Origin of the sequence: Actinomadura geliboluensis, from assembly GCF_043197915.1 — a bacterium.
Lineage (GTDB): Bacteria > Actinomycetota > Actinomycetes > Streptosporangiales > Streptosporangiaceae > Spirillospora > Spirillospora geliboluensis.
Window position 1 is genome coordinate 401030 of the sequence record NZ_JBICUA010000005.1, and the last position, 23031, is coordinate 424060.

The 23031-nt window shown below is 72.4% G+C and carries 23 protein-coding genes; 17 read left to right on the forward strand and 6 right to left on the reverse strand.

The window, feature by feature from the left end:
• Positions 1-42 precede the first annotated feature (42 nt).
• Positions 43-867, reverse strand: a complete 825-nt coding sequence (locus tag ACGFI1_RS19450; RefSeq protein ID WP_392786810.1) for an oxygenase MpaB family protein — start codon at positions 865-867, stop codon at positions 43-45.
• An 89-nt stretch (positions 868-956) separates the two neighbouring features.
• Between ACGFI1_RS19450 and arfB the strand changes: the two genes are divergently transcribed.
• The 4 genes from arfB (at position 957) to ACGFI1_RS19470 (ending at position 5480) form a co-directional block, all read left to right on the forward strand.
• On the forward strand, positions 957-1382 hold the full coding sequence (gene arfB, locus ACGFI1_RS19455) for an alternative ribosome rescue aminoacyl-tRNA hydrolase ArfB (protein ID WP_138641601.1): 426 nt from the start codon (positions 957-959) through the stop codon (positions 1380-1382).
• 155 nt (positions 1383-1537) lie between these two features.
• Entirely contained in the window at positions 1538-2653 is a 1116-nt protein-coding gene (locus ACGFI1_RS19460) for an EfeM/EfeO family lipoprotein (RefSeq protein WP_392786812.1), read from the forward strand.
• Positions 2650-3846, forward strand: a complete 1197-nt coding sequence (locus ACGFI1_RS19465) for a Dyp-type peroxidase (protein WP_392786814.1) — start codon at positions 2650-2652, stop codon at positions 3844-3846. Before ACGFI1_RS19460 ends, ACGFI1_RS19465 begins: the two co-directional genes overlap by 4 nt.
• Before the next feature lie 29 nt (positions 3847-3875).
• The gene (locus tag ACGFI1_RS19470; protein WP_392786816.1) at positions 3876-5480 is read left to right on the forward strand and encodes a phospholipase C; all 1605 of its coding nucleotides are present in this window, start codon (positions 3876-3878) and stop codon (positions 5478-5480) included.
• Between the two features lie 17 nt (positions 5481-5497).
• Here ACGFI1_RS19470 and ACGFI1_RS19475 read toward each other — a convergent pair whose 3' ends face one another.
• Positions 5498-6214, reverse strand: a complete 717-nt coding sequence (locus tag ACGFI1_RS19475) for a winged helix-turn-helix transcriptional regulator (protein WP_138641547.1) — start codon at positions 6212-6214, stop codon at positions 5498-5500.
• 197 nt (positions 6215-6411) lie between these two features.
• On the opposite strand from ACGFI1_RS19475, the gene ACGFI1_RS19480 reads away from it, so the two are divergent.
• From ACGFI1_RS19480 to ACGFI1_RS19525, 10 genes are all read left to right on the forward strand, one after another.
• Positions 6412-6666 (forward strand): MoaD/ThiS family protein, encoded by a 255-nt coding sequence (locus tag ACGFI1_RS19480; RefSeq protein ID WP_392739780.1) that lies wholly within the window; start codon positions 6412-6414, stop codon positions 6664-6666.
• Between the two features lie 85 nt (positions 6667-6751).
• Positions 6752-7459, forward strand: a complete 708-nt coding sequence (locus tag ACGFI1_RS19485) for an LmeA family phospholipid-binding protein (protein ID WP_392786818.1) — start codon at positions 6752-6754, stop codon at positions 7457-7459.
• A 47-nt stretch (positions 7460-7506) separates the two neighbouring features.
• A complete protein-coding gene (locus ACGFI1_RS19490) occupies positions 7507-8022 on the forward strand; it encodes a sigma-70 family RNA polymerase sigma factor (RefSeq protein WP_171069452.1) in 516 nt (171 codons plus the stop codon).
• Positions 8019-8753: an anti-sigma factor family protein gene (locus tag ACGFI1_RS19495; RefSeq protein WP_392786820.1), complete on the forward strand. Its 735-nt coding sequence runs from the start codon at positions 8019-8021 to the stop codon at positions 8751-8753. Before ACGFI1_RS19490 ends, ACGFI1_RS19495 begins: the two co-directional genes overlap by 4 nt.
• Positions 8754-8875: 122 nt before the next feature.
• Positions 8876-9265 carry a TlpA family protein disulfide reductase gene (locus tag ACGFI1_RS19500; RefSeq protein WP_387073710.1) on the forward strand — a complete coding sequence of 130 codons (390 nt, stop codon included), beginning with the start codon at positions 8876-8878 and terminating at the stop codon, positions 9263-9265.
• Positions 9266-9381: 116 nt separating this feature from the next.
• Entirely contained in the window at positions 9382-9447 is a 66-nt protein-coding gene (locus ACGFI1_RS19505) for an Ms5788A family Cys-rich leader peptide (protein ID WP_353070578.1), read from the forward strand.
• Positions 9448-9525: 78 nt separating this feature from the next.
• Positions 9526-9963, forward strand: a complete 438-nt coding sequence (locus ACGFI1_RS19510; RefSeq protein ID WP_301176961.1) for a DUF4395 domain-containing protein — start codon at positions 9526-9528, stop codon at positions 9961-9963.
• A complete protein-coding gene (locus ACGFI1_RS19515; RefSeq protein WP_301176962.1) occupies positions 9960-10799 on the forward strand; it encodes a sulfurtransferase in 840 nt (279 codons plus the stop codon). Before ACGFI1_RS19510 ends, ACGFI1_RS19515 begins: the two co-directional genes overlap by 4 nt.
• A 31-nt stretch (positions 10800-10830) precedes the next feature.
• Positions 10831-11139: a DUF1416 domain-containing protein gene (locus ACGFI1_RS19520; RefSeq protein ID WP_138638839.1), complete on the forward strand. Its 309-nt coding sequence runs from the start codon at positions 10831-10833 to the stop codon at positions 11137-11139.
• A 214-nt stretch (positions 11140-11353) separates the two neighbouring features.
• Positions 11354-12655, forward strand: a complete 1302-nt coding sequence (locus tag ACGFI1_RS19525; protein WP_392786822.1) for a hypothetical protein — start codon at positions 11354-11356, stop codon at positions 12653-12655.
• On the opposite strand, the gene ACGFI1_RS19530 is transcribed toward ACGFI1_RS19525, so the two are convergent.
• The 3 genes from ACGFI1_RS19530 to ACGFI1_RS19540 are packed head-to-tail and all read right to left on the reverse strand — an operon-like array spanning position 12543 to position 14325.
• A complete protein-coding gene (locus tag ACGFI1_RS19530) occupies positions 12543-13121 on the reverse strand; it encodes a hypothetical protein (protein ID WP_138638841.1) in 579 nt (192 codons plus the stop codon). The genes ACGFI1_RS19525 and ACGFI1_RS19530 overlap by 113 nt on opposite strands.
• Entirely contained in the window at positions 13118-13714 is a 597-nt protein-coding gene (locus ACGFI1_RS19535) for a hypothetical protein (RefSeq protein ID WP_392786824.1), read from the reverse strand. Before ACGFI1_RS19535 ends, ACGFI1_RS19530 begins: the two co-directional genes overlap by 4 nt.
• Complete coding sequence (locus ACGFI1_RS19540; RefSeq protein WP_392786826.1) at positions 13711-14325, reverse strand: hypothetical protein; 615 nt, start codon at positions 14323-14325, stop codon at positions 13711-13713. Before ACGFI1_RS19540 ends, ACGFI1_RS19535 begins: the two co-directional genes overlap by 4 nt.
• 102 nt (positions 14326-14427) lie before the next feature.
• Between ACGFI1_RS19540 and ACGFI1_RS19545 the strand changes: the two genes are divergently transcribed.
• Positions 14428-15729 carry a S8 family serine peptidase gene (locus tag ACGFI1_RS19545; protein WP_364545885.1) on the forward strand — a complete coding sequence of 434 codons (1302 nt, stop codon included), beginning with the start codon at positions 14428-14430 and terminating at the stop codon, positions 15727-15729.
• 100 nt (positions 15730-15829) lie between these two features.
• On the opposite strand, the gene eccCa is transcribed toward ACGFI1_RS19545, so the two are convergent.
• Entirely contained in the window at positions 15830-19804 is a 3975-nt protein-coding gene (eccCa, locus tag ACGFI1_RS19550) for a type VII secretion protein EccCa (protein WP_387073544.1), read from the reverse strand.
• 174 nt (positions 19805-19978) lie between these two features.
• Between eccCa and eccD the strand changes: the two genes are divergently transcribed.
• Positions 19979-21379 (forward strand): type VII secretion integral membrane protein EccD, encoded by a 1401-nt coding sequence (gene eccD / locus ACGFI1_RS19555; protein WP_138638846.1) that lies wholly within the window; start codon positions 19979-19981, stop codon positions 21377-21379.
• Positions 21380-21386: 7 nt separating this feature from the next.
• The gene (gene eccB / locus ACGFI1_RS19560) at positions 21387-22832 is read left to right on the forward strand and encodes a type VII secretion protein EccB (RefSeq protein WP_392786829.1); all 1446 of its coding nucleotides are present in this window, start codon (positions 21387-21389) and stop codon (positions 22830-22832) included.
• The last annotated feature ends 199 nt before the right edge of the window (positions 22833-23031 follow it).

The window sequence follows — 23031 nt, forward strand, 5'->3', positions numbered from 1 at the left end:
GGGAGAACGGCCGCGTGGTCTGCCTGTGGATCACGCGGCCGTTCAGCCGCGCACGCTGATCGCGGGCTTCCGCTTCACCTTGGCCAGCATCTTGCGCGTCGAGTGCAGGTAGTACTCGCGCGGCAGCGTCCGGATCCGCAGCGGCAGCCGCGGGTACACCGCCGACAGCACGGCGAGCAGGAGCCGGAACCGCGCCTCCCGCGCCCTGGTCCACTTCCAGCCGTACTGCTCGCGGATCGGCGGCGGCATCAGCCCCGCGGTGAGCAGCCGGATCATCATCAGGCCGGGCGCGTTCAGCGGCCCGCCCGGCAGCTTCGGGTGCAGCACCTGCTCGGCGACCGCCCGCGACGCGTCGCTGATCTCCAACGTGTTGAGCATGTCGGCGTAGTAGGCGCGGAAATCGCGGTAGGTCTCCGGCATCCGCCCCTCGGGGCAGCCCAGGATCGTGGCGTAGATCTTGGTCTGCCCGTAGAACTCCTCCAGTTCGGCTTCGGTGAACGTACGGCGGAAGAGCACCTGGTAGAACTGCGTCGCCACGGCGAACAGGGTGGACGCGACCCACACCTGCAGCTCCGGGTCGTTGGCCTCGTAGTCGGGGCCGGTGATGGACTCGTGCCCTTTGGTGACGAGCGCGCTGAGGGTCTCGGCCTCCTCCCGCGTCCCGAACTGCACGACGTAGAGCCATCCCATCGTGTTGCGCAGCCGCCGCGCGGGGTCGTCCGCCGTGTAGCTGTGGTCGTACACGCCCTGCGCCACCTTGGGGTGCGCCGTCTGCAGCAGCGACGCGGCCCCGCCCGCCGCGATGAGCGCGCCCTCCCGCGAGATCACGCGGATGAGGTCGCCGTCCTGGAAGATTCCCGCAGTCATGGCGAGCATTGTAAGTAAGTGCTTGCAGTTGGTGCCAGGCGGGGCTTAACCGGACGACAAGCCCGCATCGCCCCTGCGACAATGGGGGCATGCCCGCCCAGATCCACGTCCGCGGCTCGGTCACCATCCCGGAGACCGAGCTCAGCTGGCGCTTCTCCCGCTCGTCGGGGCCGGGCGGGCAGCACGTCAACACCAGCGCCACCGCCGCCGAGCTCTCCTTCGACGTCGCGAACTCCCCGTCCCTCCCCGAGCACCTGCGCGCCCGCGCGCTCGACCGGCTGGCCGGACGCCTCGTCCGCGGCGTCCTGACGATCCGCGCCGAGGAGTACCGCTCCCAGCAGCGCAACCGCGACGCCGCCCGCACCCGCCTCGCGACCCTGCTGGCCGAGGCGACGGCCCCGCCGCCGAAGAAGCGCATCCCGAAGAAGGTCCCGCGCGGCATCAACGAGCGCCGCCTGGAGAACAAGAAGCGCCGCTCCGCCGTCAAGCGCCAGCGCTCCGCCCGCTGGGACTGAGCGGGTCCGCCGCGCGCCACGCCGCCTGAGGTGACGGCCGCCGCCGTCGAACTGGTCTACGGTTCCGTTGGATCGGGCTCAAGGCTGCCGACGTGGGGGCGAAAGGCGGTATGGCCGTTGGCTGGAAGGGCGGGTGTGCGCTCCGCCGTGGCTGCGTGACGCTGGTCGTCGCGGCCGCGCTGGCGGGATGCGGGGGAGGAGCCCGTACGGGCAAGACCCCGGTCACCGTCCAGGTGGGGCGGACGCACTGCGGGCAGGGGTGGTCCCGCTCGCACGCCGGAACAGAGACCCTGCTCGTGCGGAACGCGGACAGGGCGGCCGTCGATGTCGCCGTCGTCTCCGGCGGCGAGATCTTCGCGGAGCTGGAGGACGTCGGGCCGGGGACGACTCGTCCGCTGCACGTCAGCCTCAAGGCCGGAACGTACGCGGTCGCCTGCCGGCCGGCGGACGCGGCGTCCGTCACCGGGCCTGCGGTGCGGGTGACGGGGGCGGGCGGGGGAGCGCGCGGCGTCCGGCCCATCACCCGGAACGACCTGTATCCGGCGGTGCGCGCCTACCGCGCCTACATCGTCAAAGGGCTGCGGACGCTGCGACAGCGCACGGATGAGCTGCGCGACGCCATCCGATCAGGGGATCTCGGCGCGGCGCGAAGGGCTTGGCTGCCCGCGCACCTGGAGTGGGAACGGCTCGGCGCCGCCTACGGGACGTTCGGGGACGCCGCCGACGAGATCAACGGGCGCCCGGCCGGGCTGCCGGACGGCGTGCGCGATCCCGGCTTCACCGGGTTCCACCGGGTCGAGCGGGGGCTGTGGCACGGCGAGCCGACAGCCTCGCTGCGCGCTCCGGCCGACCGGCTCGCCCGCGACGTCGCGGCCTTACGGGACGCCTTCCCGCAGCAGCAGATCGACCCGAACGACCTCGGCCTCCGCGCGCACGAGATCCTGGAGAACACGCTCCAGTTCGAGCTGACCGGCAAGGCCGACCAGGGCAGCGGGACGATGCTCGCCACGGCCGCCGCGAACCTCGACGGGACGCGGGCCGTCCTCGCACCGCTCCGCCCCCTGCTCGAAGACCGCATGGACCTCACCGCGATCGACGCCTGGCTCGACCGTGCCGCGCGCCTGATCAGGGCGGAGCACAGGCACGGCCACTGGACGCCCCTGGCCCGGCTGACCACCATCGAGCGGGAACGCATCGACGGCGCGATCGGCGAACTCGTCGAACGGCTGTCATCGGTCGCGACCATCGCCGAAGTGCGGAGAACCCCGTGACCGCGCCGGGGCGGCGGACGTTCCTGCGCGGCGCGATGGCCGCCGGGGTCGCGGGCGCGGTCGCCCGAGGCGCGCCGCCGCCCGCGGGACCGGGCGCTCGCGGGTTCCACGGCGTCCACCAGGCCGGGATCCTGGACGAGCCGGAGCCACGCGCGATCATCGCCGCGTGCGACGTGCTCACCGGGAAGCGCGCCGAACTCGCCGACCTCTTCCGCGCGCTGACCGCCCGCGCCAGGGCGCTGACCAGTGGCGGCGCGCCCGCCCAGGTGGGCGTGACCGGGCCGCCGCCCGACTCCGGCGTCCTCGGCCCGGACGTCCCGGCCGGCGGCCTCGCCCTGACGCTCGGCATCGGCGCGTCGCTGTTCGACGACCGCTTCGGCCTGGCGGCGCGGCGCCCGGCACGGCTGACGGCGATGCGGACATTCCCGGACGACGACCTCGACCCGGCCTGGTGCCACGGTGACCTGCTGCTGCGCTTCGGCGCCGCCGACGAGGACACCGTCCTCCACGCGCTACGGGACGTCTGCCGGCACACGCGCGGCGCGATGCGCGTCCGCTGGCGGATCAGCGGATTCACCAGCCGGCCCCGCCCGTCCGGGACGCCCCGCAACCTCATGGGCTTCAAGGACGGCATCGCCAACCCCGACACCGCCCGCCGCGCCGAGATGGACCGTCTCGTCTGGGCCGCGCGGGACGGATCCGAGCCCGCCTGGACGGCCGGCGGCACGTACCAGGTCGTCCGGCTCATCCGGATGCTCGTGGAGTTCTGGGACCGCGTCTCCCTCACCGAGCAGGAGCGGATGTTCGGCCGCGCCCGCGAGACCGGCGCGCCGCTCGACGGCACCCGCGAGCGGGACGTCCCCCGCTACGCCCGCGACCCGATCGGCGAGGTCATCCCGCTGACCAGCCATATCCGGCGCGCGAACCCGCGCGTCCCGGAGACCGACGGCAGCCGGATCCTGCGCCGCGCCTGGAACTACGACCGGGGCGTGGACGAGGCCGGCGACCTCGACATGGGGCTCGCCTTCACCTGCTACCAGCAGGATCCGCCGCGCCAGTTCGAGGCCGTCCAGGAGCGCCTGCGGGGCGAGCCCCTCACCGACTACATCTCTCCGTTCGGCGGCGGTTATTTCTTCGCACTTCCGGGTGTCGTGGACGCCTCCGACCACTTCGGAAGGGCTCTGCTGATGTAGACCAGCCGGTCGGCGGAGAAGGAGGGGACATGCGCAGGCCCGTAGTGCTGGCCGCGTCCGCGGTGGCGGCCGGGGTGCTGGCGGCGTCCGGAACCGCCTGCCGCCCGGTGCACGACTCCCGCGCGGCCACCGGGAGCCCGGAAACGCAGGCGCCGCCGGAGGCGCCGCTGACGCCCATCAGGCACCTGGTGGTCATCTACGGCGAGAACGTCTCGTACGACCACTATTTCGGGACGTACCCGAAGGCCGCCAACACCGACGGCACGCCCTTCCGCGCCGCCCGGAACACCCCGAAGGCCAACGGCCTGACGAAGAAACTCCTGAAGCGGAACCCCAACCGCTTCAACCCGAAGCGGCTGAAGCACTCCCAGGCCCTCACCTGCGACCAGAACCACGGCTACGCCGCCGAGCAGAAGGCCGTCAACGGCGGCCGCATGAACAAGTTCGTCGAATTCACCGAGCACGACAAGTGCACCGGGCAGCCCGTCCTGTTCGGCGAACCCGGCCTCGTCATGGACTATTTCGACGGCAACACCGTCACCGCCATGTGGAACTACGCGCAGCACTACGCGATGAGCGACAACTCATGGGACTCGGTCTTCGGGCCGTCCACGCCGGGTGCGCTCAACCTGGTCTCCGGCCAGACGTACGGCGGCTACGCGGTCGACCCGAAGACGCACCAGAAGGTGTCAGATCCCTCTGTGGTGACGTCCCCGAACGCGGAGGGCATCGGCACGGTCATCACCGACCCGGACCCGGCGTTCGACGACTGCTCGAACGACGGCCACACGTCCGACAACAACCTCGCCGTGATGACCGGCCGGAACATCGGCGACCTGCTCAACGCCAAGAACGTCACGTGGGGCTGGTTCCAGGGCGGATTCCGTCCGACCGGGACGAAGAACGGCTACAAGGTGTGCGGCTCCGCCCACGCCAACATCGGCGGCAACCGGGTCATCGACTACAGCCCGCACCACGAGCCGTTCCAGTACTACAAGTCGACGGCGAACGAGAAGCACCTGCCGCCCTCGTCGCCCGCCGCGATCGGCCGGACGGACCAGGCGAACCACCAGTACGACCTCACGGACTTCGACACCGCCCTGGCCGCGCACACCGTGCCCGCCGTCTCCTTCCTGAAGGCCCCCGCCTACCAGGACGGCCACGCCGGCTACTCGGACCCGCTCGACGAGCAGCGGTTCATCGCCACCACGATCAACAAGATCCAGAGGTCGCCCGAGTGGGCGTCGACCGCGGTGGTCCTCGCCTACGACGACTCCGACGGCTGGTACGACCACGTCCGGCCGCGGATCACGAACGGCTCGGACGACGCCGCCCAGGACGAGCCCGCCTGCCGCCGCGTCCGGGCCGACGGCGGCCGCGACGGCCGCTGCGGCCCGAGCCAGCGCCTCCCGATGCTGGTGGTCTCGCCCTACGCGAAGGCGAACCACGTGGACCACCACCTGCTCGAACAGGCGTCCATCCTGCGGTTCATCGAGGACAACTGGCGCACCGGACGCATCGGCGGCGCTTCCTTCGCCGCCCGCGCCGGAACCCTCGCCCACCTGTTCGACTTCGACCGCCCGAAGGCACGCCGCGTCCTCCTCGAACCGAGGACCGGAGCCGTCCTGCGCTAGCGGCGGACCAAGGGAGGCTACGCGCGGGCCGGGGTCTTCTCCTCGGCGTCGCCGGGCCGGTGGTCGGGGACGAAGCGGTAGCCGACGTTGCGGACGGTGCCGATCAGCGACTCGTACTCGGCGCCCAGCTTGGCCCGCAGGCGCCGGACGTGCACGTCGACCGTGCGGGTGCCGCCGAAGTAGTCGTAGCCCCAGACCTCCTGGAGGAGTTGCGCGCGGGTGAAGACCCGGCCCGGGTGCTGGGCGAGGTACTTCAGCAGCTCGAACTCCTTGAAGGTCAGGTCGAGGACGCGGCCGCGCAGCCGGGCGGTGTAGGTGGCCTCATCGATCGTGAGGTCGCCGCTGCGGATCTCGCCCGGGACCTCGTCGTCGTCGGTGCCCGCGGCGGCGCGGCCCACGGCGAGGCGCAGCCGGGCCTCGACCTCCGCGGGGCCCGCGGTCTGCAGGAGCACGTCGTCCAGGCCCCATTCGGGGCTGAGGGCGGCGAGGCCGCCCTCGGTGACGATGGCGAGCAGCGGGCAGTCGAGTCCGGTGGTGCGCAGCAGCCGGCACAGGCTCTTGGCCTGGACGAGGTCGCGGCGGGCGTCGACCAGCACCACGTCGGCCGGGTCCGTGTCGATCAGCGCGGACGCCTCCGCGGGGGCGACGCGCACCGAGTGCAGCAGAAGTCCGAGCGCGGGCAGGACCTCGTCGGAGGGCTCCAACGCGTTGGTCAGCAAGAGCAGGCTGCTCAAGTGCCGCCTCCCGTCCAAAGACGTAGGACCCGGACGGCTCATCTCCCCAGCCCCGCCCAGGGTCGGCGACTCTACGACGAGGCGACCATGAAGGGCCTTTCGGATGAACTCCATGGCCTCGTCGCCCGGATCCCTCCCCCAGAGCATAACGGACCGGTCCCCGGCGGCCCCGAGGCAGGACGTTGAATACTGGTCCCATGGCCAAGGGGACGATGCGGTACTGGGCGGCGGCGAAGGCCGCCGCGGGCACGCCGGAGGAGCCGTACGAGGCGGGGACGCTGGCGGAGGCGCTGGCGGCGGCGTCGGCGGGGCGGGACGAGGAGTTCGCGCGGGTCGTCCGGCGGAGCTCGTTCCTGATCGACGGGGACCCGGTCGGGAGCCGGCCGCACGCCTCGGTCGCCCTGCCCGAGGGCGGGGTCGTGGAGGTGCTGCCGCCGTTCGCGGGCGGGTGACGCAAGGTCATTTTCCGGTGTGTCCCGATTCGGTGTGAACCCGCATTAAGGTGTGGCGATCGCATGCCGTCGTCGGAGGAGAGACATGCGGAAGGTACTGCTGGTACTGCTGATCTTCGTGGCCGTGGTGCTGGTCGCCGCGGACCGGCTCGGCGTGCGCGTCGCGCAGGACAAGATCGGCGAGCAGGTGGCGGCGCAGTACAACCTGTCCCAGCGGCCGGACGTCACGATCCACGGCATCCCGTTCCTGACGCAGGCGGTCGGCGGCGAGTACGAGCACATCGAGGTCGAGATCGGCGACTGGACGGAGCAGGGCGTCACCGTCTCCGGCGTCACCGTCGACATGCGGGGGGTGAACGCGCCGCTGTCGGAGGTCAGCAAGGGCAGCTCCGCGAACGTCACCGCGAAGACGGCGACCGCGTCCGCCGTGATCCCCTACGACGTGATCCGCAAGGAGGCGCCGAAGGAGGTCACGGCGCTGCGGCCCAAGGGCGACGACCTCTCGGTCGACCTCACCGGCAGCATCCTCGGCTTCCCCGTCTCCGGGACCGCGGTCGTGGAGGTGCAGCCGACCGCCAAGGGCATCGCGATCTCGCCCGTCTCGGTGGGGTCGGACGGCGCCGCGCAGATCCCGCTGGGGCTGGTGAAGAAGCAGCTCACCTGGGTCGTGCCGGTCGCCGACCTGCCGGTCGGGTCGCGGATCAGCCAGATCGAGCCCACGCCGGACGGGCTGCGCGTCGCCGCGACCGCCGAGAACGTCCACCTGAACGATCTCCAGCAGGGCCGCAGATAGTCCGCGCCGGCGGTGAACCGCCCGGTCGGGGCGTACGTGACAGTGGTGTGGGTCCGACCGCCGATGAGGGTTTGCTTCGCGCCCTGTACAGCGAGCACGGAGGTCCCCTCCTCGGGTACGTCCTGCGGCTGACGGGAGGGGACCGGACGCAGGCCGAGGACGTCGTGCAGGAGACGCTGCTGCGCGCGTGGCGGCATCCGGAGGCGCTGGCGGGGCGTCCCGTGCGGCCGTGGCTGTTCACGGTGGCGCGGAACCTGGTCGTCGACGCGCACCGCGCCAAGCGCGCGCGGCCGCCGGAGACCGGGATCGACGAGCACGTCATGATGACGGCCGACGGCTCCGACGACATCGACCGGGCGCTGGAGTCCTGGACGGTGGCCGAGGCCCTGGCGGGGCTGAGCCCGTCGCACCGGGCCGTCCTGGTGGAGACCTACTACAAGGGCCGGTCGGTGGCCGAGGCGTCCAAGACGCTCGGCATCCCGCCCGGCACGGTGAAGTCCCGCACCTTCTACGCACTGCGGGCGCTCAAGCTCGCATTGGAGGAGCGGGGGTTGGCGCCATGAACGACTGCACGGACGTGCGCACCTCACTCGGCGTGTACGTGCTCGGAGCGCTCGACCCCGGCGAGCGGAGCCAGGTGGAGGGCCACCTGGAGCGCTGCCCCGCCTGCCGGGACGAGCTCGCCGGGCTGGCCGGCCTTCCCGCACTGCTCGGGCGGGTCGAGCGTGAGCAGCTCGAAGAGTTGGCCGGGCCGCCGCCCGAGCTGCTGGACGGGTTGCTCGCCAGGGCGGCCGAGCGGAGGAGGGGACGGCTCGGACCCCTGGGGCGCCTGGCCGGCGGGCGGGGCCCCGCGGGGTGGGCCCCGCTCGCCGCCGCCGCGTGCCTGCTGCTGGTCATCGGGGGCCTGTTCGGCGGGTTCGTCCTGCCGATCGGGCGGGACGGCGGCGGCGCGGCGGCGCAGGAGTCGCCGTCCGCCACGGCCTCCCCGGCGGCGACCGCCGAGAAGATCAGCGCCGCGAACCCGAAGGGCGACGTCAAGGGCTACGTGGTGCTCCGCAAGAAGGCGTGGGGGACCGAGGTCGAACTCCATCTGGCCGGGGTCCCGAAGGGGTCGCACTGCCGGCTCCAGGTGATCGCGCGGGACGGCCGCCGCGACGCCCTCGGCAGCTGGTACGTCCCGTACGACGAGGGCTACGGTGAGTACCGCGGGTCGACGATGTTCCCCCGCGGCCAGCTGTTCTCGTTCGAGGTCGTCGGGCTGGACGGGCGGCCGATCCTCACCATCCCCACCTGAGCGCCCTGCCAGGCCAGGCCCGGTCCGGGGAAGAAACACGCGGTCCCGCGAGGTTGTGCCTATCGATGACCGGAGCATTGATCGCCGCGGCGGTCCTGATCGCGGCCACGGCGTTCGGCCTCGTGCGGCGGCGCCGTGACGGCGTGCTGCGCGCGGGCCGGGACGCGACGCGCGCGCGGCGGGGGAAGGACGACGAGGTGGCGGAGACCGTCCGGCCCGAGGACCTGGGCGCCGAACTCGGCGCGAAGGCCACGCTGCTCCAGTTCTCCAGCGCGTTCTGCGCGCCGTGCCGCGCCACCCGCCGCGTCCTCGGCGAGGTCACCGGGATGGTGGACGGCGTCGCCCACGTCGAGCTGGACGCCGAGGCGCACCTCGATCTCGTCCGCCGGCTGAACATCGTGCGGACCCCGACCGTCCTCGTGCTGGACCCCGCCGGACGGGTCGTCCGGCGCGCCACCGGAGCGCCCCGCAAGCCCGACGTCATCGCGGCCCTCGGCGAGGTCGTGCGGTGATCGGCAGCCCCGCGACCTGCGTCAAGACGACTGTCACCGTCTCGGAAGGCGAGACAGATGTGACAGCGCGTGGATTGCCGCTTAACATCGAGTCCGTGCGTTACTGGACAGAGCAGATGCTCACGAAGCGCCGCGCGGTCGACTTCTGCCGCGTGGCCGCCTCGCTCTGTCGCCCGGCCTGAGGCATCGAGCCCGTCCGCCCCCGAGCATTTCCGACTTTCCCAGCTCGTACGCACGCTTCCGCTCCGCCAGGAGTCCCGATGCAGGTTGATCCCCGTGGGCCGCGCTTCGGCGCGGCGGTCACGACCGTCGTCCTCATCGTGGTCCTGGTCACCGGAAGCGGGGCCCTGCTCGCCGCCCAGGCCGCCGTGTTCGCTCTCGCGACCTTCCTCGGCCTGCGGTACGCCCCGTACGGGCTGCTGTTCAGAGTGCTGATCCGTCCCCGGCTCGCGCCGCCCAGGGAACTGGAGGACGCCGCCGCGCCCCGCTTCGCGCAGGGTGTCGGGCTGGCGTTCGCCCTGGCCGGAACCGCCGGATACGCGACGGGGACCACCTGGCTCGGCATCGGTGCCACCGCCCTCGCGCTGGCGGCGGCGTTCCTGAACGCGGTGTTCGGGTTCTGCCTCGGCTGCGAGATGTACCTGCTCTTCCGACGTGTCACCGCGAAATTCCGCTCCGAGAGGAAGGTTCCCGCATGAGCCGCTCAGACGTCCTGGTGGACACCGACTGGGTTGAGTCCCACCTGGACGACCCCGGTCTGGTCCTCGTCGAGGTCGACGAGGACGTGTCCGCGTACGACAAGGGCCACATCCGTGGCGCCGTGAAGATCGACTGGAAGACCGAGCTGCAGGACCCGGTCCGCCGCGACTTCGTGGACAAGACCGGGTTCGAGCAGCTGCTGTCCGCCAAGGGCATCGCCAACGACGACCTGGTGATCCTGTACGGCGGCAACAACAACTGGTTCGCCGCCTACGCGTACTGGTACTTCAAGCTGTACGGCCACGACAAGGTGAAGCTGCTCGACGGCGGCCGCAAGAAGTGGGAGCTCGACTCCCGCGAGCTGGTCACCGACGTCCCGTCCCGTCCGGCCACCGACTACAAGGCCAAGGACCAGGACCTGTCCATCCGCGCCTTCCGCGACGAGGTCGTCGAGGCGATCGGCAAGCAGAACCTGGTGGACGTCCGGTCCCCCGACGAGTTCAGCGGCAAGCTGCTCGCCCCGGCGCACCTGCCGCAGGAGCAGTCGCAGCGGGCCGGCCACATCCCGACCGCGGCCAACATCCCGTGGTCGAAGGCGGCCAACGACGACGGCACGTTCAAGTCCGACGAGGAGCTCCGCGAGCTGTACACGGCGGCCGGCGTCGACCTGAACAAGGACACCATCGCCTACTGCCGGATCGGCGAGCGCTCCTCGCACACCTGGTTCGCGCTGCGCGAGCTGCTCGGCATCGAGAACGTGAAGAACTACGACGGTTCCTGGACCGAGTACGGCTCGCTGATCGGCGTGCCGATCGAGCTCGGCGCCGGCAAGTAAGTCCGCTGACCTTCCGAGGACTGGAGGAGCAATGACCCAGGGCTGCGCAGCGCCCGAGCAGACGGCGCACCTGCCTGCGACCGTCGACCTGACCAACGAGGCCGTGATCCAGGGCACCGTCACCCGCGGCGGCGTCCCGGTGTCCAGCGCCTACGCCCGCCTGCTCGACTCGTCCGGCGAGTTCACCGCCGAGGTGGTCACGGGCGACGAGGGCGTGTTCCGGTTCTTCGCCGCCGACGGCGACTGGACCGTCCGCGTCCTCGCGGCGGGCGGCGTGAGCATCGACAGCACCGTCACCGCGAAGACCGGCGAGGTCGCCGGCCTCGAGGTCGCCATCTGACCCGGCCCACCGGCTGACCGCCGCGCCGGCCCGTCCGGCGCGGCGGCGGCCCGGACCTTCGGACCCCGCCGTCCCGCCCCACCCGGGACGACGGGGTCCGTCGTGTTCCGGGGGCTTCTTCACCTTCGTCCCGGGGGGCCGTTCGCCTTAGCCGTACCGCACGTGCCGGTGTCCTGGACCGGCGTTTCGTGCGAATCCTCTACGATCGGGCGCCATGGCCCGCCCGTCCGCCCGTTCGCCGCTGATCCTCCCGTGGGCCGCACTGAAGCTCGCGGGGCGGTTCGCCCTGCCGCTGGCCCTGTGGTTCACCGTGGGGGAGCTGCTGCGCTACGGCGCGATGTACGGCGGCTACCGGCTCGGCGCGATGAAGGGCACCGCCGCGTCCGTCGCGCCGATCGTCACCATCGGACTGCTCGTGGTGATCACGCTGACGGTCACGGTGCTGATGGTGCACAGCGTCCGCGAGGGCCTGGACGTGGTGCACGCCCGCGAGGCGGACGGCGACCTCACGCCGTGGGCGGTCGGCAACGAGGAGCCGGTGATCGGCGCGATCGGCCGCGCCGCGCTCCCGTTCGTCATCTTCTACCTGGCGTGGGGGCTGCAGAGCGAGGACGCCCGCGAGTTCGCGTCGGCGGCGGCGAGCCGCGGGTTCGCCGAGGGCGGTCTCGAAGGGCAGATCGAGGCCGCCGGGATGCTGCTGTCGCTGGAGAAGCACATCGGCCTCGCGATCGGCCTCACCGCGGGCCTGTTCGTGCTGAAGGTGCTGGCGGAGTGGCGGCTGGAGGAGCGGCTGCCCCGCGCCATCGGCGCGCTCGTCGCCTTCCTGGAGATCAACTTCGCGCTGTTCGGCATCTTCACGATCGACCACCTGCGCGGCCTCGGCACCGACTGGCTCACCGGGCGGGAGGTGTGGGGCTGGGTGACCGGCATCGCCGGGCCCGCCTTCGACGTGTGGCCGCCGTTCAAGGACGCCGTGCTCGGCGCCCTCATCTGGCTGGTGATCGCCGGGGTGATCCTCGGCCTGGACGCGGGGGACGAGCGGGTCGTGCTCGGCGGCGGCCGGGCCGGGCGGCGGCTCGCGCGGGCGGGCGCGATCGACCGGGTCAACAGCCCGCGGGAGCTGCTCACCCGCGGGTTCCGGGAGATGTGGCTGCCCGCCTGGTACGGGCTCCGGCTCGTCCGCCGGTCCGGGATGATGCCGTTCGCCACGTTCTGCCTGCTGTTCGCCGGGCTCTACGTGGGGGAGGACGCGTCCCGGCGGCTCGTCTACGAGCTGATCGGCCCGCACGAGGTCACCTGGTGGATGCAGTGGCTGCCCGCCATCGGCTACGGGACGGGGCTCGTCTTCGAGGTCCTGCGCGTGTGCCTGCTGGCGGCGGCGTTCAACCTGGTGATGGCGCGGGTCAGCGCGAGAAACGCAGCGAAGCCAGTGGCGTCCCCTGCTTCCGCGTCTCCTTCGGTGCCTGGATACGCAGCTCCAGCTCGTCCGCCTTGGCACGGGGCACCGTCCCCCTGACGGTGACGCGCATCGCGACGCCCGCCTTCGGCTCGGCCGTCCGGAGCGCGTTCGCGAACCACACGCGGCCGTCGCCGTCGTGGAAGCGGTATTGCAGGCCGTAGGAGCCGACCGCCTTGGCGCTGGCGTCGTCAGCGGGCCGGACGGCCAGCTCCATCCGCAGCTCCACCACGTCGCCGCCGCCCTGGTCGCCGAGCGGCGCGGCCGTCCGCCGGTCGAAGACCTTCCACTGCGCCCCGACCAGTTCGCCGATCTGGCCCTCGGGGAGCGTCGTCACCTTCTCCGGCGGCTTCAGCGAGTCGCGGACCAGGCCGGTCTCGTCCGCCCAGGGGATGACGAGCATCGCCGCCATCGCGCACACGAGCGCGACCGCCTGCACGACGCGCCGGTCGCGCGGCCGCATCCCGGACCGCCCGGACAGGTCGGGCAGCGGGATCCCGTCCGGACGGGTCTCGGAGGCCGTCACGGCGTCCTCACCTTGTACCGCTCGGCCGCCTCGGCGACGAGCCGGGCCGCCTTCTCCTCGCCGAGCCCGAGGTCGATGTCGGCGGCCGAGGACAGCTGCGGCAGCAGCCCGCCGGTGCCGACCACCAAATGCGCGCCCTTCACCCGCTCCTTCGGCAGCTCGAACACGACCTTGGTGGACGTCCAGATCATCGGCTGGTACGTCGGCTGGTTGACCGACACGTCCGACGGGCGCGGATCCTGCCGGAACGTGTAGCCGCCCGGCGTCTCCAGCTCCGCCGTCCTGAGCTGCAGCGGCTCGCGCGCCGCCGTCGCGCTGAGCCGGACGATCAGGTAGACGCCGTCCGTCCCGACCGGGGGCTTGCCGCCCAGCGTCAGGCTCGGCTCCAGCGACCGCGCCGCGTCCACGCCGTCGACCCGCACGGTGAAGTCGCGGGTCTCGACCTCCTCGCCGACCGTCCCGCCGGTCCGGATCGGGTCGAGCTCCGCCGCCCGCACCTCCGGCCGGACGGAGTGCAGCCACATCGCGCCCGCGAGCAGGGCCGTCCCGCCGATCGCGGCGCCGCCCCGCAGCAGCACCCGCCGCGCGGTCATGAGGCGCCCACCGCGAGCGTGAGGCGGCCGGCGAACTCGTCGCTCCGCTGGTCGACGATCCAGTTGAAGCTCGTGTCGGTGAACCCGTGCTCGTACTTCCACTCGCGCAGGCCGACGGTCAGCTTCTTCGGCGCGTCGGCCGAGCCCATCTCCCACATCGCGGACGCCTCCACCGGCAGCCCCGGCTGGGCAGTGCCGGTGCCCGCGCCGCCCGCGACCCCCTCGATCCGCTCGGGCTTGACCCACTTGCCGGCCTTGGTGAGCGCGACGACGCCGTCCGTCAGGCCGCCGGTGCCGAGCGACTTGGTCTCCTTGCCCTTGTTGAGCACCCGCATCCGCATGATGAGGAAGCGCTTCTTGTCGCTGCCGAACGTGCTGGCCAGCCCGATCCGCACATCGCGGACGGTCACCTCGAACAGCCCGAGGTCGAGCCGCTCCCCGGCCTTCTTCGCCGGCTGCTCCGGCTTCTCCTCGAACCCGCCCGCGGCCCACACCCCCGCGGCCAGGACGGCGACCAGCACCAGCCCGCACACGGGCACGATCCACCGCCGCGCGGGCGCGCTCCGCGTCTCGCCCGCAGGGGGCGGAAAGACCGGTGCGGTGGAATTCACCCGCACGACGATAATGCACCGGGATGTGGTCGCGCGGGCGTGATGCTCCGCCCCGCGATCCCTTAGAGTCTTGGGGTCCGCACACGTCAGGAGAGACGAGGTATGCGCGAAGGGCGAATCGCGGCGGGCGCCGCGAGTCTGGCCTTGACGTCCGTTCTGGCGTTCGCGCCGGCGGCGGCCGCGGCCCCGGGCGCGGCCCCGGCGGACCGGCCCCTGGCGGCTCCGACGACCAAGAGCCCGGCGACCAAGAAGCCGTCGAAGAAGCCGTCGGCACCGGCGAGGGCGCCCCGCGCTCCCGCGCCGAAGTGCAACCGGCCGATCGGGCAGCCCGCGTCGGCGATCACCGTCGAGCCGTGGGCGCAGCGCCGGCTCGACTTCGAGCAGGCGTGGCGGATCACCCGCGGTCAGGGCGTCACCGTCGCCGTCGTCGACAGCGGCGTCAACGCCCGCCACCCGCAGCTCCGGGGCAAGGTGGTCGGCGCCTACGACGCGTCCGGCACCACGCCGGACGACTGCCTCGGGCACGGCACCGAGGTCGCCGGCATCATCGCCGGGGCCGACATGCGCGCCAAGAACGTCCCCTTCGTCGGGGTGGCCCCGCAGGTCAAGCTGCTGAACGCCAAGTTCGCCTCCGGCGAGAACACGGTGGACAACACGCTGCTGGCGAAGGCCATCACCTGGGCCGCCGAGCACGGCGCCAAGGTGATCAACGTGTCGTCCGCGGCGCCGGACACGCCCGCGCTGCGCGCGGCGGTCCGGGGGGCGCAGCGCCGCGACGCGCTGATCGTCGCCGCCGCCGGGAACGTCACCGAGCAGCAGCGCGGCAAGGAGACCGCCGCCTACCCGGCGAGCTACAAGGGCGTCCTGTCGGTCGCAGCGGTGGACGAGGCGGGCACCATCACCGGGTTCTCCAACATCAAGTCCCGCATCGACGTGTCGGCGCCGGGCGAGAACGTCATCTCGACCCTCGGCGACGGCTACGCCGGGGGCCTGCAAGGCACGAGTTTCGGCGCCCCCTACGCCGCCGGCGTCGCGGCGCTGGTGCGCGCCCGCCATCCGAAGCTGACCTACCAGCAGGTCATCAACCGGATCCTGATCACCGCGGAGGGCGGCAACGGGCAGGGCAGCGGGCACGGCATGATCAGCCCGCTGCAGGCGGTGTCGGCGCTCGTCGACCCGACCGCCACGCCGGGCGCGGCCGGTCCGCGGCCGCTGGGCGGGGCCGTCAACTTCCCCAAGCCGGAGCCCGTCGACCACCGGAGCCGCGGCATCGCGCTGGCCGTCGGCGGCGGGGCCGTCGCGACCGCGCTGGCCGTCGCGTTCGCCGGGGCGATCATCCCGCTCGGCCGCCGGCGCGGCTGGCGTCCGGGACGCGCCGCCCTCCCCACCGAGGACCGCGACTGACCCCGACGCCGCCGCTAAGGCGAGCGGGACGCGCACCGAAAGCACCTGGAAAACGGAGAGCCCCGGGCCGGCCGGCCCGGGGCTCTTTCGTTTGGGACGCCTACCTCTCCTGGCCGTAGAAGGCCGTCTGCACGAGGCGCTTGCCGGCGCGCCGGTCGGCGTGCGTGCCCCGGCCCTGCGGCAGCGGGCTCGGCCGCACGTCGAACAGGTTGCCCTCGTCCTTGTTGCCGGACATGATCAGCGCCGGGCTGGCCATGTCCTTCAGCCGCTGCAGGATCGGGTCGAACATGGCGCGGCCCGCCCCGCCCATGGTGCGGGAGATGATCAGGTGCATGCCGATGTCGCGGGCCTGCGGCAGCAGTTCGGCGAGCTGCGCGAGCGGGTTCCCGGACGGGGTGGCGACCAGGTCGTAGTCGTCCACCACCAGGAACAGCTCCGACCCGCTCCACCAGGACCGGTTGCGCAGCTGCTCCGGCGTCAGGTCGGACGGCGGGAGCCGGTTCACCAGGGCGCCGTGCACGTCCTTCATCAGCCCCGCCGCGGCCGTCGAGGACGCCGCGAAGCCGATGACGTGCTCGCTCTCCGCCGAGTCGAGCAGCGCCCGGCGGTAGTCGAGCATGATGATCCGCGCCTCCGCGGTCGTGTACCGCTCCTTGATCGACTCGACGATGAGCCGCAGCAGGTTGGACTTGCCGCACTCGTTGTCGCCCAGCACGACGAAGTGCGGGTCGTTGTCGAAGTCCAGCAGGACGGGCGACAGCGTGTCCTCGTCGATGCCGATCGGGACCCGCTTGCCGGTTTCGGCCACCGCCGGCAGCGAGGTGTGCGGCAGCACGTCCGGCAGCATCCGGACGGGCGGCGCGGGCGGCCGGCCCTGCCAGCCCGCCTGCACCGTCCGCACCAGGTGCCGGACGCCGTCGCCGAGGTCGCCCGCCGAGGCGGTGCCGTCGATGCGCGGCAGCGCGCCGAGGAAGTGCAGCCCCTCGCGGGTGATGCCGCGGCCGGGCCGCCCCTCGGGGACGTTCGCGGCGATCTTGCGGTCCATCTCCGACTCGTACGGGTCGCCGAGCTTCAGCTCCAGCTTCGTCGTCAGCAGGTCGCGGATCGTCAGCCGGAACTCCGACCACTTGTTCGTCGAGGCCACGACATGGATGCCGTAGCCGAGGCCGCGCGCGGCGAGGTCGGTGACGGTCGCCTCGACCGCCTCGAACTCCTGCCGGACCGTCAGCCAGTTGTCGACGACGAGGAACACGTCCCCGAAGCCGTCCCCGGCGATCTGGCCCGCGGCCCGCATCTGCCGGTAGGTGGCGATCGAGTCGATGCCGCGCTCGGTGAAGAACCGCTCCCGCGACTCCAGCAGCCCCGACACCTCCGCGACCGTGCGGCGGACGCGGTCGGGGTCCAGCCGGCTCGCGACGCCGCCGACATGCGGCAGGTCGGCCAGCGCCGCGAGCGCGCCGCCGCCGAAGTCGAGGCAGTAGAACTGGACCTCCTGCGGCGTGTGCATGAGGGCCAGCGAGGTGATGAGGGTCCGCAGCAGGGTCGACTTGCCGGCCTGCGGGTTGCCCGCCACGCCGATGTGCCCGGCCGCGCCGGACAGGTCCAGCCACATCGGGTCGCGGCGCTGGTCGAACGGCTTGTCGACGATGCCGGCGAACGCGTGCAGCCGGCCCCGCCCGTCCCAGCCGGCCGTGCTGAAGCCGAACTCGGGCGTCTGCTGCAGGTTCGGCAGGACCTGGTCGAGCGTGGACGGCTCCGCCAGCGGCGGCAGCCAGATCTCGTGCGGCGGCGGGCCGTGCCCGGCGAGCTGCTTCACGACGAGGTCGAACAGGCTGATCTGCGGGCCGTCTTCCTCCTGCGGGCGCTGCTGCCGCGCCTGCTCCAGCATCTGCGGCCGCACGTACGCCGGGGTGAACGGCACGATCTGCGCGGCCTGGCGCGGCCCCTGCTGCGACTGCGGCGCCTGGTTGTCCTCCGGCCGGTAGGTGCCGGAGACGTAGGCGGCGCGGAACCGCGTCATCGTCTCCGTGCCGATCTTCAGGTAGCCGTTGCCGGGCGCCTGCGGCAGCTCGTAGGCGTCGGGCACGCCGAGGACCACCCGCGACTCCGCCGCGGAGAACGTCCGCAGGCCGATCCGGTACGACAGGTGGGTGTCGAGGCCGCGCAGCTTGCCCTCCTCCAGCCGCTGCGACGCGAGCAGCAGGTGGACGCCCAGCGAGCGGCCGAGCCGCCCGATCATCACGAACAGCTCGGCGAAGTCGGGCTTGGCCGACAGCAGCTCGGAGAACTCGTCCAGCACGACGAACAGGGTCGGCATCGGCTTGAGCGGCGCGCCCTGCTCGCGGGCCTTCTCGTAGTCGCGCAGCGAGGCGTAGTTGCCGGCGGCGCGCAGCCACTCCTGGCGCCGCACCATCTCGCCGTGCAGCGCGTCGTACATGCGGTCGACGAGCGGGAGCTCGTCCTCCAGGTTCGTGATGATCGCCGAGACGTGCTGGAGGCCGTCCATGCCGAGGAACGTCGCGCCGCCCTTGAAGTCGACGAGGACGAAGTTCAGCACCTCGGACGAGTGCGTCATCGCGAGGCCGAGCACCAGCGTGCGCAGCAGCTCCGACTTACCGGAACCGGTCGCGCCGATGCACAGGCCGTGCGGGCCGTACCCGCCCTGCGCGGCCTCCTTGATGTCCAGCTCGATCGGGCGCCCCTCGGCGTCCATGCCGATCGGCACCCGCAGCCGGTTGCGCGGCGCGCGCGGCTGCCAGGCCTGGCGCGGGTCGATCCGCGCCGGGTCGGGGACGCCGAGCAGCGTCGTCAGCGTCGTCGCGGCCGACAGCGCGTCCATCTCCGGGCCGCTGGCGGCGCTCGCCCGCATCGGCGCGAGCTGCCGGGCCAGGCCGTCGGCCTGGACGTAGCTGAACGCGTCGGGCCGGCCCAGCATGCTCGGGACGTCCTTGCCGGTGCGGTCGCGGCGCAGCATCGCCATCTTGTCGGGCGCGACCCGCAGCCGCAGCATCGTGCCGTCGGTGGTCGGGGCGACGGCGCCGCTGAGGTCGATGACGCAGACGCCCTCGATGCCGTCCGAGCCGATCTGCGAGTCGGGAGTGACGGCGCCGCCGTCCACGATGACGACGTGGTAGGGCAGGTCGCTCTGCTGCAGGCCGGGGGTGAACCGGGGCCGGTCCTTCACCTCGGCGCCGAACATCCGCTCCAGCTCGACGAGGCTGCCCGCCATCAGCCGGACGGGCCCCGCCGCGTCCGTCACCGTCGGGTGCATCGCGTGCGGCAGCCACTTGACGAAGTCCCAGTGCGGCATCGCCTCGGCCGACGCGCACACGCTGACCCGCATGTCGTCGGGCGAGTGGAAGGAGGTGAGCTGCGCGATCATCGCGCGGACCATGCCGCGGGCCGCCTCCGGGTCGCCCATCGGCAGGATCCGCGCGAACGACGGCAGCGACACCGAGACCGGCAGGTTCGGCACCGTCGAGTGCGCCCGGACGAAGCGGCGCAGCGCGCCCGCCGTCATCGGCTCCAGGTCCTCCACCGGGCGCGTCTCCGGCGGGATCAGCTGGACGGCGAGCTTCTGCGGGCCGGCGCCGATCCGCACGTTGCCGAAGTCGGGGTCGCTCGGGCGGCGCTCCCAGATCCGGGCGCTCATCACCAGCGACCACAGCGAGTCGGGGGCCGGGCTGTTCCACTCCAGCGACTCGCGCTGCTGCTCGGCGGCGCGGCGCACCTTGCGGCGGGCCTGCGACAGGTAGCGGAAGTAGTCGCGGCGCGCCCCGTTCAGCTTGAACTTGCGCTCACCGGAGCCGCGGCCGAGCTGGCCGAGCATCATGCCGCCCATCGCCAGCGCCATGCCGCCGCTGCTGATCATCATGATCGGGCTGCGGGTGCCGCCGCCGAGGAACATCAGCCCCATCATCAGGGGCATCACGGCCATCGGCAGGTACGTGAGCACGTTCTGCAGGCCGCCGCTCTGCAGTTCCGGGATCTCCGGCGGCGATTCGAGCAGCAGTTCGCCCTTGGGGGCTGGCGGGGGTTTGCGGCGCTCCTTGCGCCGCACGAGGATCGTGCTCACCTCGGCGTTCCTCCGGAGCTTCGACGCCGGGGCGGCCGGTGCGGGGAGACGGCCGGCCCGTTTGGGGGATACTTGTCAAACTTTGAGGTTGCTTTAGCGTAGGCGGACGTCACATCCTAAGCTGCGCGTTGCTCGGATCCGCCCCCTGAGCTGATTTGGAGGACGGGAGCTCCCGTGAACTCGCCTGCCATGACCGAACTGTGCAGGGTCACCATCGTCGCCCCCAAACGGCGCATCGATGTCTCCCTGCCCGCCGACGTACCCCTCGCCCACATGCTCCCCACGCTGCTGCGCGCGGCCGGCGAGGACATGGCGGACGCCGGTCTCGCCCACTCCGGCTGGGTGCTGCAGCGCCTCGACGGCAACCCGTTCGACGCCGCGCAGACGACGAGCGCCCTCGGCATCCGGGACGGGGAGATCCTGTACTTCCGGCCGCGGATGGCGCAGCTCCCGGAGATGTCCTTCGACGACGTCGCCGACGTCATCGCGTCCGGGATCCGCGAGCGCACCGACCGGTGGCGCCCCACCACGACCCGCTCGTTCGGCCTCGGCGCGGGCGGGATCGCGCTGCTCGTCGGCGCGGTCGTGATCGCGCTGTCCGGGCCGCCGTGGATCGTCCCGGCGGTCGCCGCGGGCATCGTCGCGCTCGTCGCGCTCATCATGGCGACGGTGCTGTCGCGGGCGGTCGCCGACTCGGGCGCGGGCGTGATCATCGGCTACACGGCCCTCCCGTACGCGTTCCTCGCCGGGCTGGCCGCGCCCGCCCGCAAAGACCTGGAACTGCTCGACCTCGGCGCACCGCACCTGCTGGCCGGGTTCGGGCTGACCGCGCTCGCCGCGATCATCGCCGCGTTCGCCATCGCGGACGGGCTGCCGGTCTTCCTCGGCATCGCGTTCGCCGCGCTGATGGGCGTGATCGGCTCCGCCGTCGGGTTCTTCTTCGACGACCTCCCGGCCGCGGGCATCGCCGCCATCTGCGCGGTCGTCATGATGATGTTCATCGCGGCGGTCCCGTCGCTGTCGTTCAAGCTGGCGCGGATGCCGCTGCCGCCCGTCCCGGGCAGCGCCGAGGACCTGCGCCGCGACACCGAGACGGTGAACGGCCGCGAGGTGCTCGCGCGGACCGCGGCCGCCGACCGGTTCTCCACCGGCCTCATCGCCTCGATCGCGCTCGTCGCGGCCGGGGCGATGCTCTTCCTGAGCGGCGAGGGCGGCTGGGCCGGACCGGCGACGGCGACCGCGATGTCGGTGTCGCTGCTGCTGCGCGCCCGGATCTTCCGCGGCGTCGGGCAGCGCTCCTGGATGCTCGTGATCGGGCTGTTCGGCCTGGTCCTGACGACGATCGGGATGGCGCTGCACGGCAGCCAGGTCGTCGCGCTCGCCGTGGCGCTCGTCCCGCTGCTGGTGCTCACCGGCATCGTCGTCGCGGTGACGCTGTGGCTGCCGGGCCACCGCCCCACCCCGGTCTGGGGCCGGTGGGGCGACATCCTCGACATGCTCGTGATGATCGCGCTGATCCCGCTCGCGCTCGCCGTGCTGGACGTCTACTCCCGCGTCCGCGGGCTGGCCGGGTGACGCGCTGATGCAGAACCGGCGGGATCTCTACCAGGCGCACCGCCTGATGACGCAGCGCGTCGGGCTGGCCCTGCTGCAGGGCGAACCGGACGTGGCCGAGTCGCCGATGCGGCGGCTGTCGGTGGGCGCCTTCGCCGGCGTGATGGTCGGGCTGCTGATCATCGCCGTGTTCGGCATCTGGGGGATCCTGTCCCCGGGCGGGGCCAAAGGTCTCGACAAGGCCGGCCAGCTCATCATCGAGAAGGAGACCGGCACCAAGTACATCTACAACGCCCAGAACGGGAAGATGTTCCCGGTCGCGAACTACGCGTCCGCGCTGCTGGCCCTCGACTCCGACAGCACGCCGGAGCGGCGCACGGTCTCGCGCAAGTCACTGGCGAAGTTCGAGCGCGGCGCGATGATCGGCATCGTCGGCGCGCCCGACTCGCTGCCCGGCAAGGACCAGCTCATCCGCGGGCCCTGGTCGGTGTGCACGCGCGAGGCGGCCGGGGCGAACGGGGTGCGGCGGCAGATCAGCGCGCTCGCCGCGGGCCGGAAGGTGGGCGGACGCCGGCTCGCCGACACCGAGGCCGTCGTCGTGCAGAGCGGCGGCGTCCCGTGGGTGGTCTGGAAGGACCACCGGATGCAGATGACGATCCCGGGGGACCAGGTGACGGCGCTGACCGGCGGCCCCGCCGCCGTGGAGGTCTCGGCGACCTGGCTGAACGCGATCCCCGCGGCGGGCAACTTCGCGGCGCCGAACGTCCCCGGCCGGGGCAAGTCGGTCGCGGGCCCGCGGAACGGGACGGCGCGCGTCGGCCAGGTGTTCAAGGCCGAGACCGGGGCCGGCGGGCAGGCGCTGTGGTACGTGATGCTGGCCGACGGGCTCTCGCAGATCAACGAGACGCAGGCGCAGCTGCTGCTGCGCGACGTGCGGACCACCGCCGCCTACCCCGGCGAGCAGGCCGTGCCGCTGCCGACGGACGTCCCGTCCGCGCAGGCGATCGCCTCCGGGACGCGGCTGCTGGACAACAACCTGCCGCCGACGCTGCCGAAGTTCGTCGCCTGGGACGCCGGGACGCCGCTGTGCTCGGTGTTCCCGATCGGCTCGTCGACGGCGCAGCTGACGATGGGCGGGTCGCTGCCGGTGCCGGCCGCGGGCGCGCTCGGCGCCGGCACCTCGGGCTCGTCCGGGACGATCGACCAGATGGTGCTGCCGCCCGGCGGGGCGGCGCTGATGAGCCTGGTGCCCGCCGGCGACGACAGCACCTCCACGGCCGGCTCCGGCTCGCTGTCCCTCGTCAACGACCAGGGCGTCCGGTTCGCGCTGCCGTCCGCGGACATCGCCAAGAAGCTCGGCTACGAGGCCAAGCAGGCCGCGCCGGTGCCGTCCAGCGTCATCCACCTGATCCCGCAGGGCCCCGCCCTCGACCCCAAGCTCGCTCGGCAGCCCGTCTCGGCGTCGAAGGCATAATGTAATGTAGATCACATGAACCGCTAGATCATCAGTTGCGTCGACATAGGTGGGCGTAAGGCTTATGATCGCTGACATTTCGTGTCATTGGGATTGCTCCCAGACCGGCCGGGGTTACGGTCCGTCTTCACTCTCCCGATGACGCAACCAGAAATCGGAAAACGGAGGTGACACTGTGGGGAACACATCCGCAGCCGAC

What these genes read in the sequence shown, in the direction of transcription:
- ACGFI1_RS19545 (WP_364545885.1), top strand. Translation starts at nt 14,428, where the DNA reads ATGCGCGAAGGGCGAATCGCGGCGGGCGCCGCGAGTCTGGCCTTGACG.
- ACGFI1_RS19515 (WP_301176962.1), top strand. Translation starts at nt 9,960, where the DNA reads ATGAGCCGCTCAGACGTCCTGGTGGACACCGACTGGGTTGAGTCCCAC.
- ACGFI1_RS19480 (WP_392739780.1), top strand. Translation starts at nt 6,412, where the DNA reads ATGGCCAAGGGGACGATGCGGTACTGGGCGGCGGCGAAGGCCGCCGCG.
- ACGFI1_RS19450 (WP_392786810.1), bottom strand. Translation starts at nt 867, where the DNA reads ATGACTGCGGGAATCTTCCAGGACGGCGACCTCATCCGCGTGATCTCG.
- ACGFI1_RS19470 (WP_392786816.1), top strand. Translation starts at nt 3,876, where the DNA reads ATGCGCAGGCCCGTAGTGCTGGCCGCGTCCGCGGTGGCGGCCGGGGTG.
- ACGFI1_RS19510 (WP_301176961.1), top strand. Translation starts at nt 9,526, where the DNA reads ATGCAGGTTGATCCCCGTGGGCCGCGCTTCGGCGCGGCGGTCACGACC.
- ACGFI1_RS19495 (WP_392786820.1), top strand. Translation starts at nt 8,019, where the DNA reads ATGAACGACTGCACGGACGTGCGCACCTCACTCGGCGTGTACGTGCTC.
- arfB (WP_138641601.1), top strand. Translation starts at nt 957, where the DNA reads ATGCCCGCCCAGATCCACGTCCGCGGCTCGGTCACCATCCCGGAGACC.
- ACGFI1_RS19535 (WP_392786824.1), bottom strand. Translation starts at nt 13,714, where the DNA reads ATGACCGCGCGGCGGGTGCTGCTGCGGGGCGGCGCCGCGATCGGCGGG.
- ACGFI1_RS19485 (WP_392786818.1), top strand. Translation starts at nt 6,752, where the DNA reads ATGCGGAAGGTACTGCTGGTACTGCTGATCTTCGTGGCCGTGGTGCTG.
- ACGFI1_RS19520 (WP_138638839.1), top strand. Translation starts at nt 10,831, where the DNA reads ATGACCCAGGGCTGCGCAGCGCCCGAGCAGACGGCGCACCTGCCTGCG.
- eccB (WP_392786829.1), top strand. Translation starts at nt 21,387, where the DNA reads ATGCAGAACCGGCGGGATCTCTACCAGGCGCACCGCCTGATGACGCAG.
- ACGFI1_RS19525 (WP_392786822.1), top strand. Translation starts at nt 11,354, where the DNA reads ATGGCCCGCCCGTCCGCCCGTTCGCCGCTGATCCTCCCGTGGGCCGCA.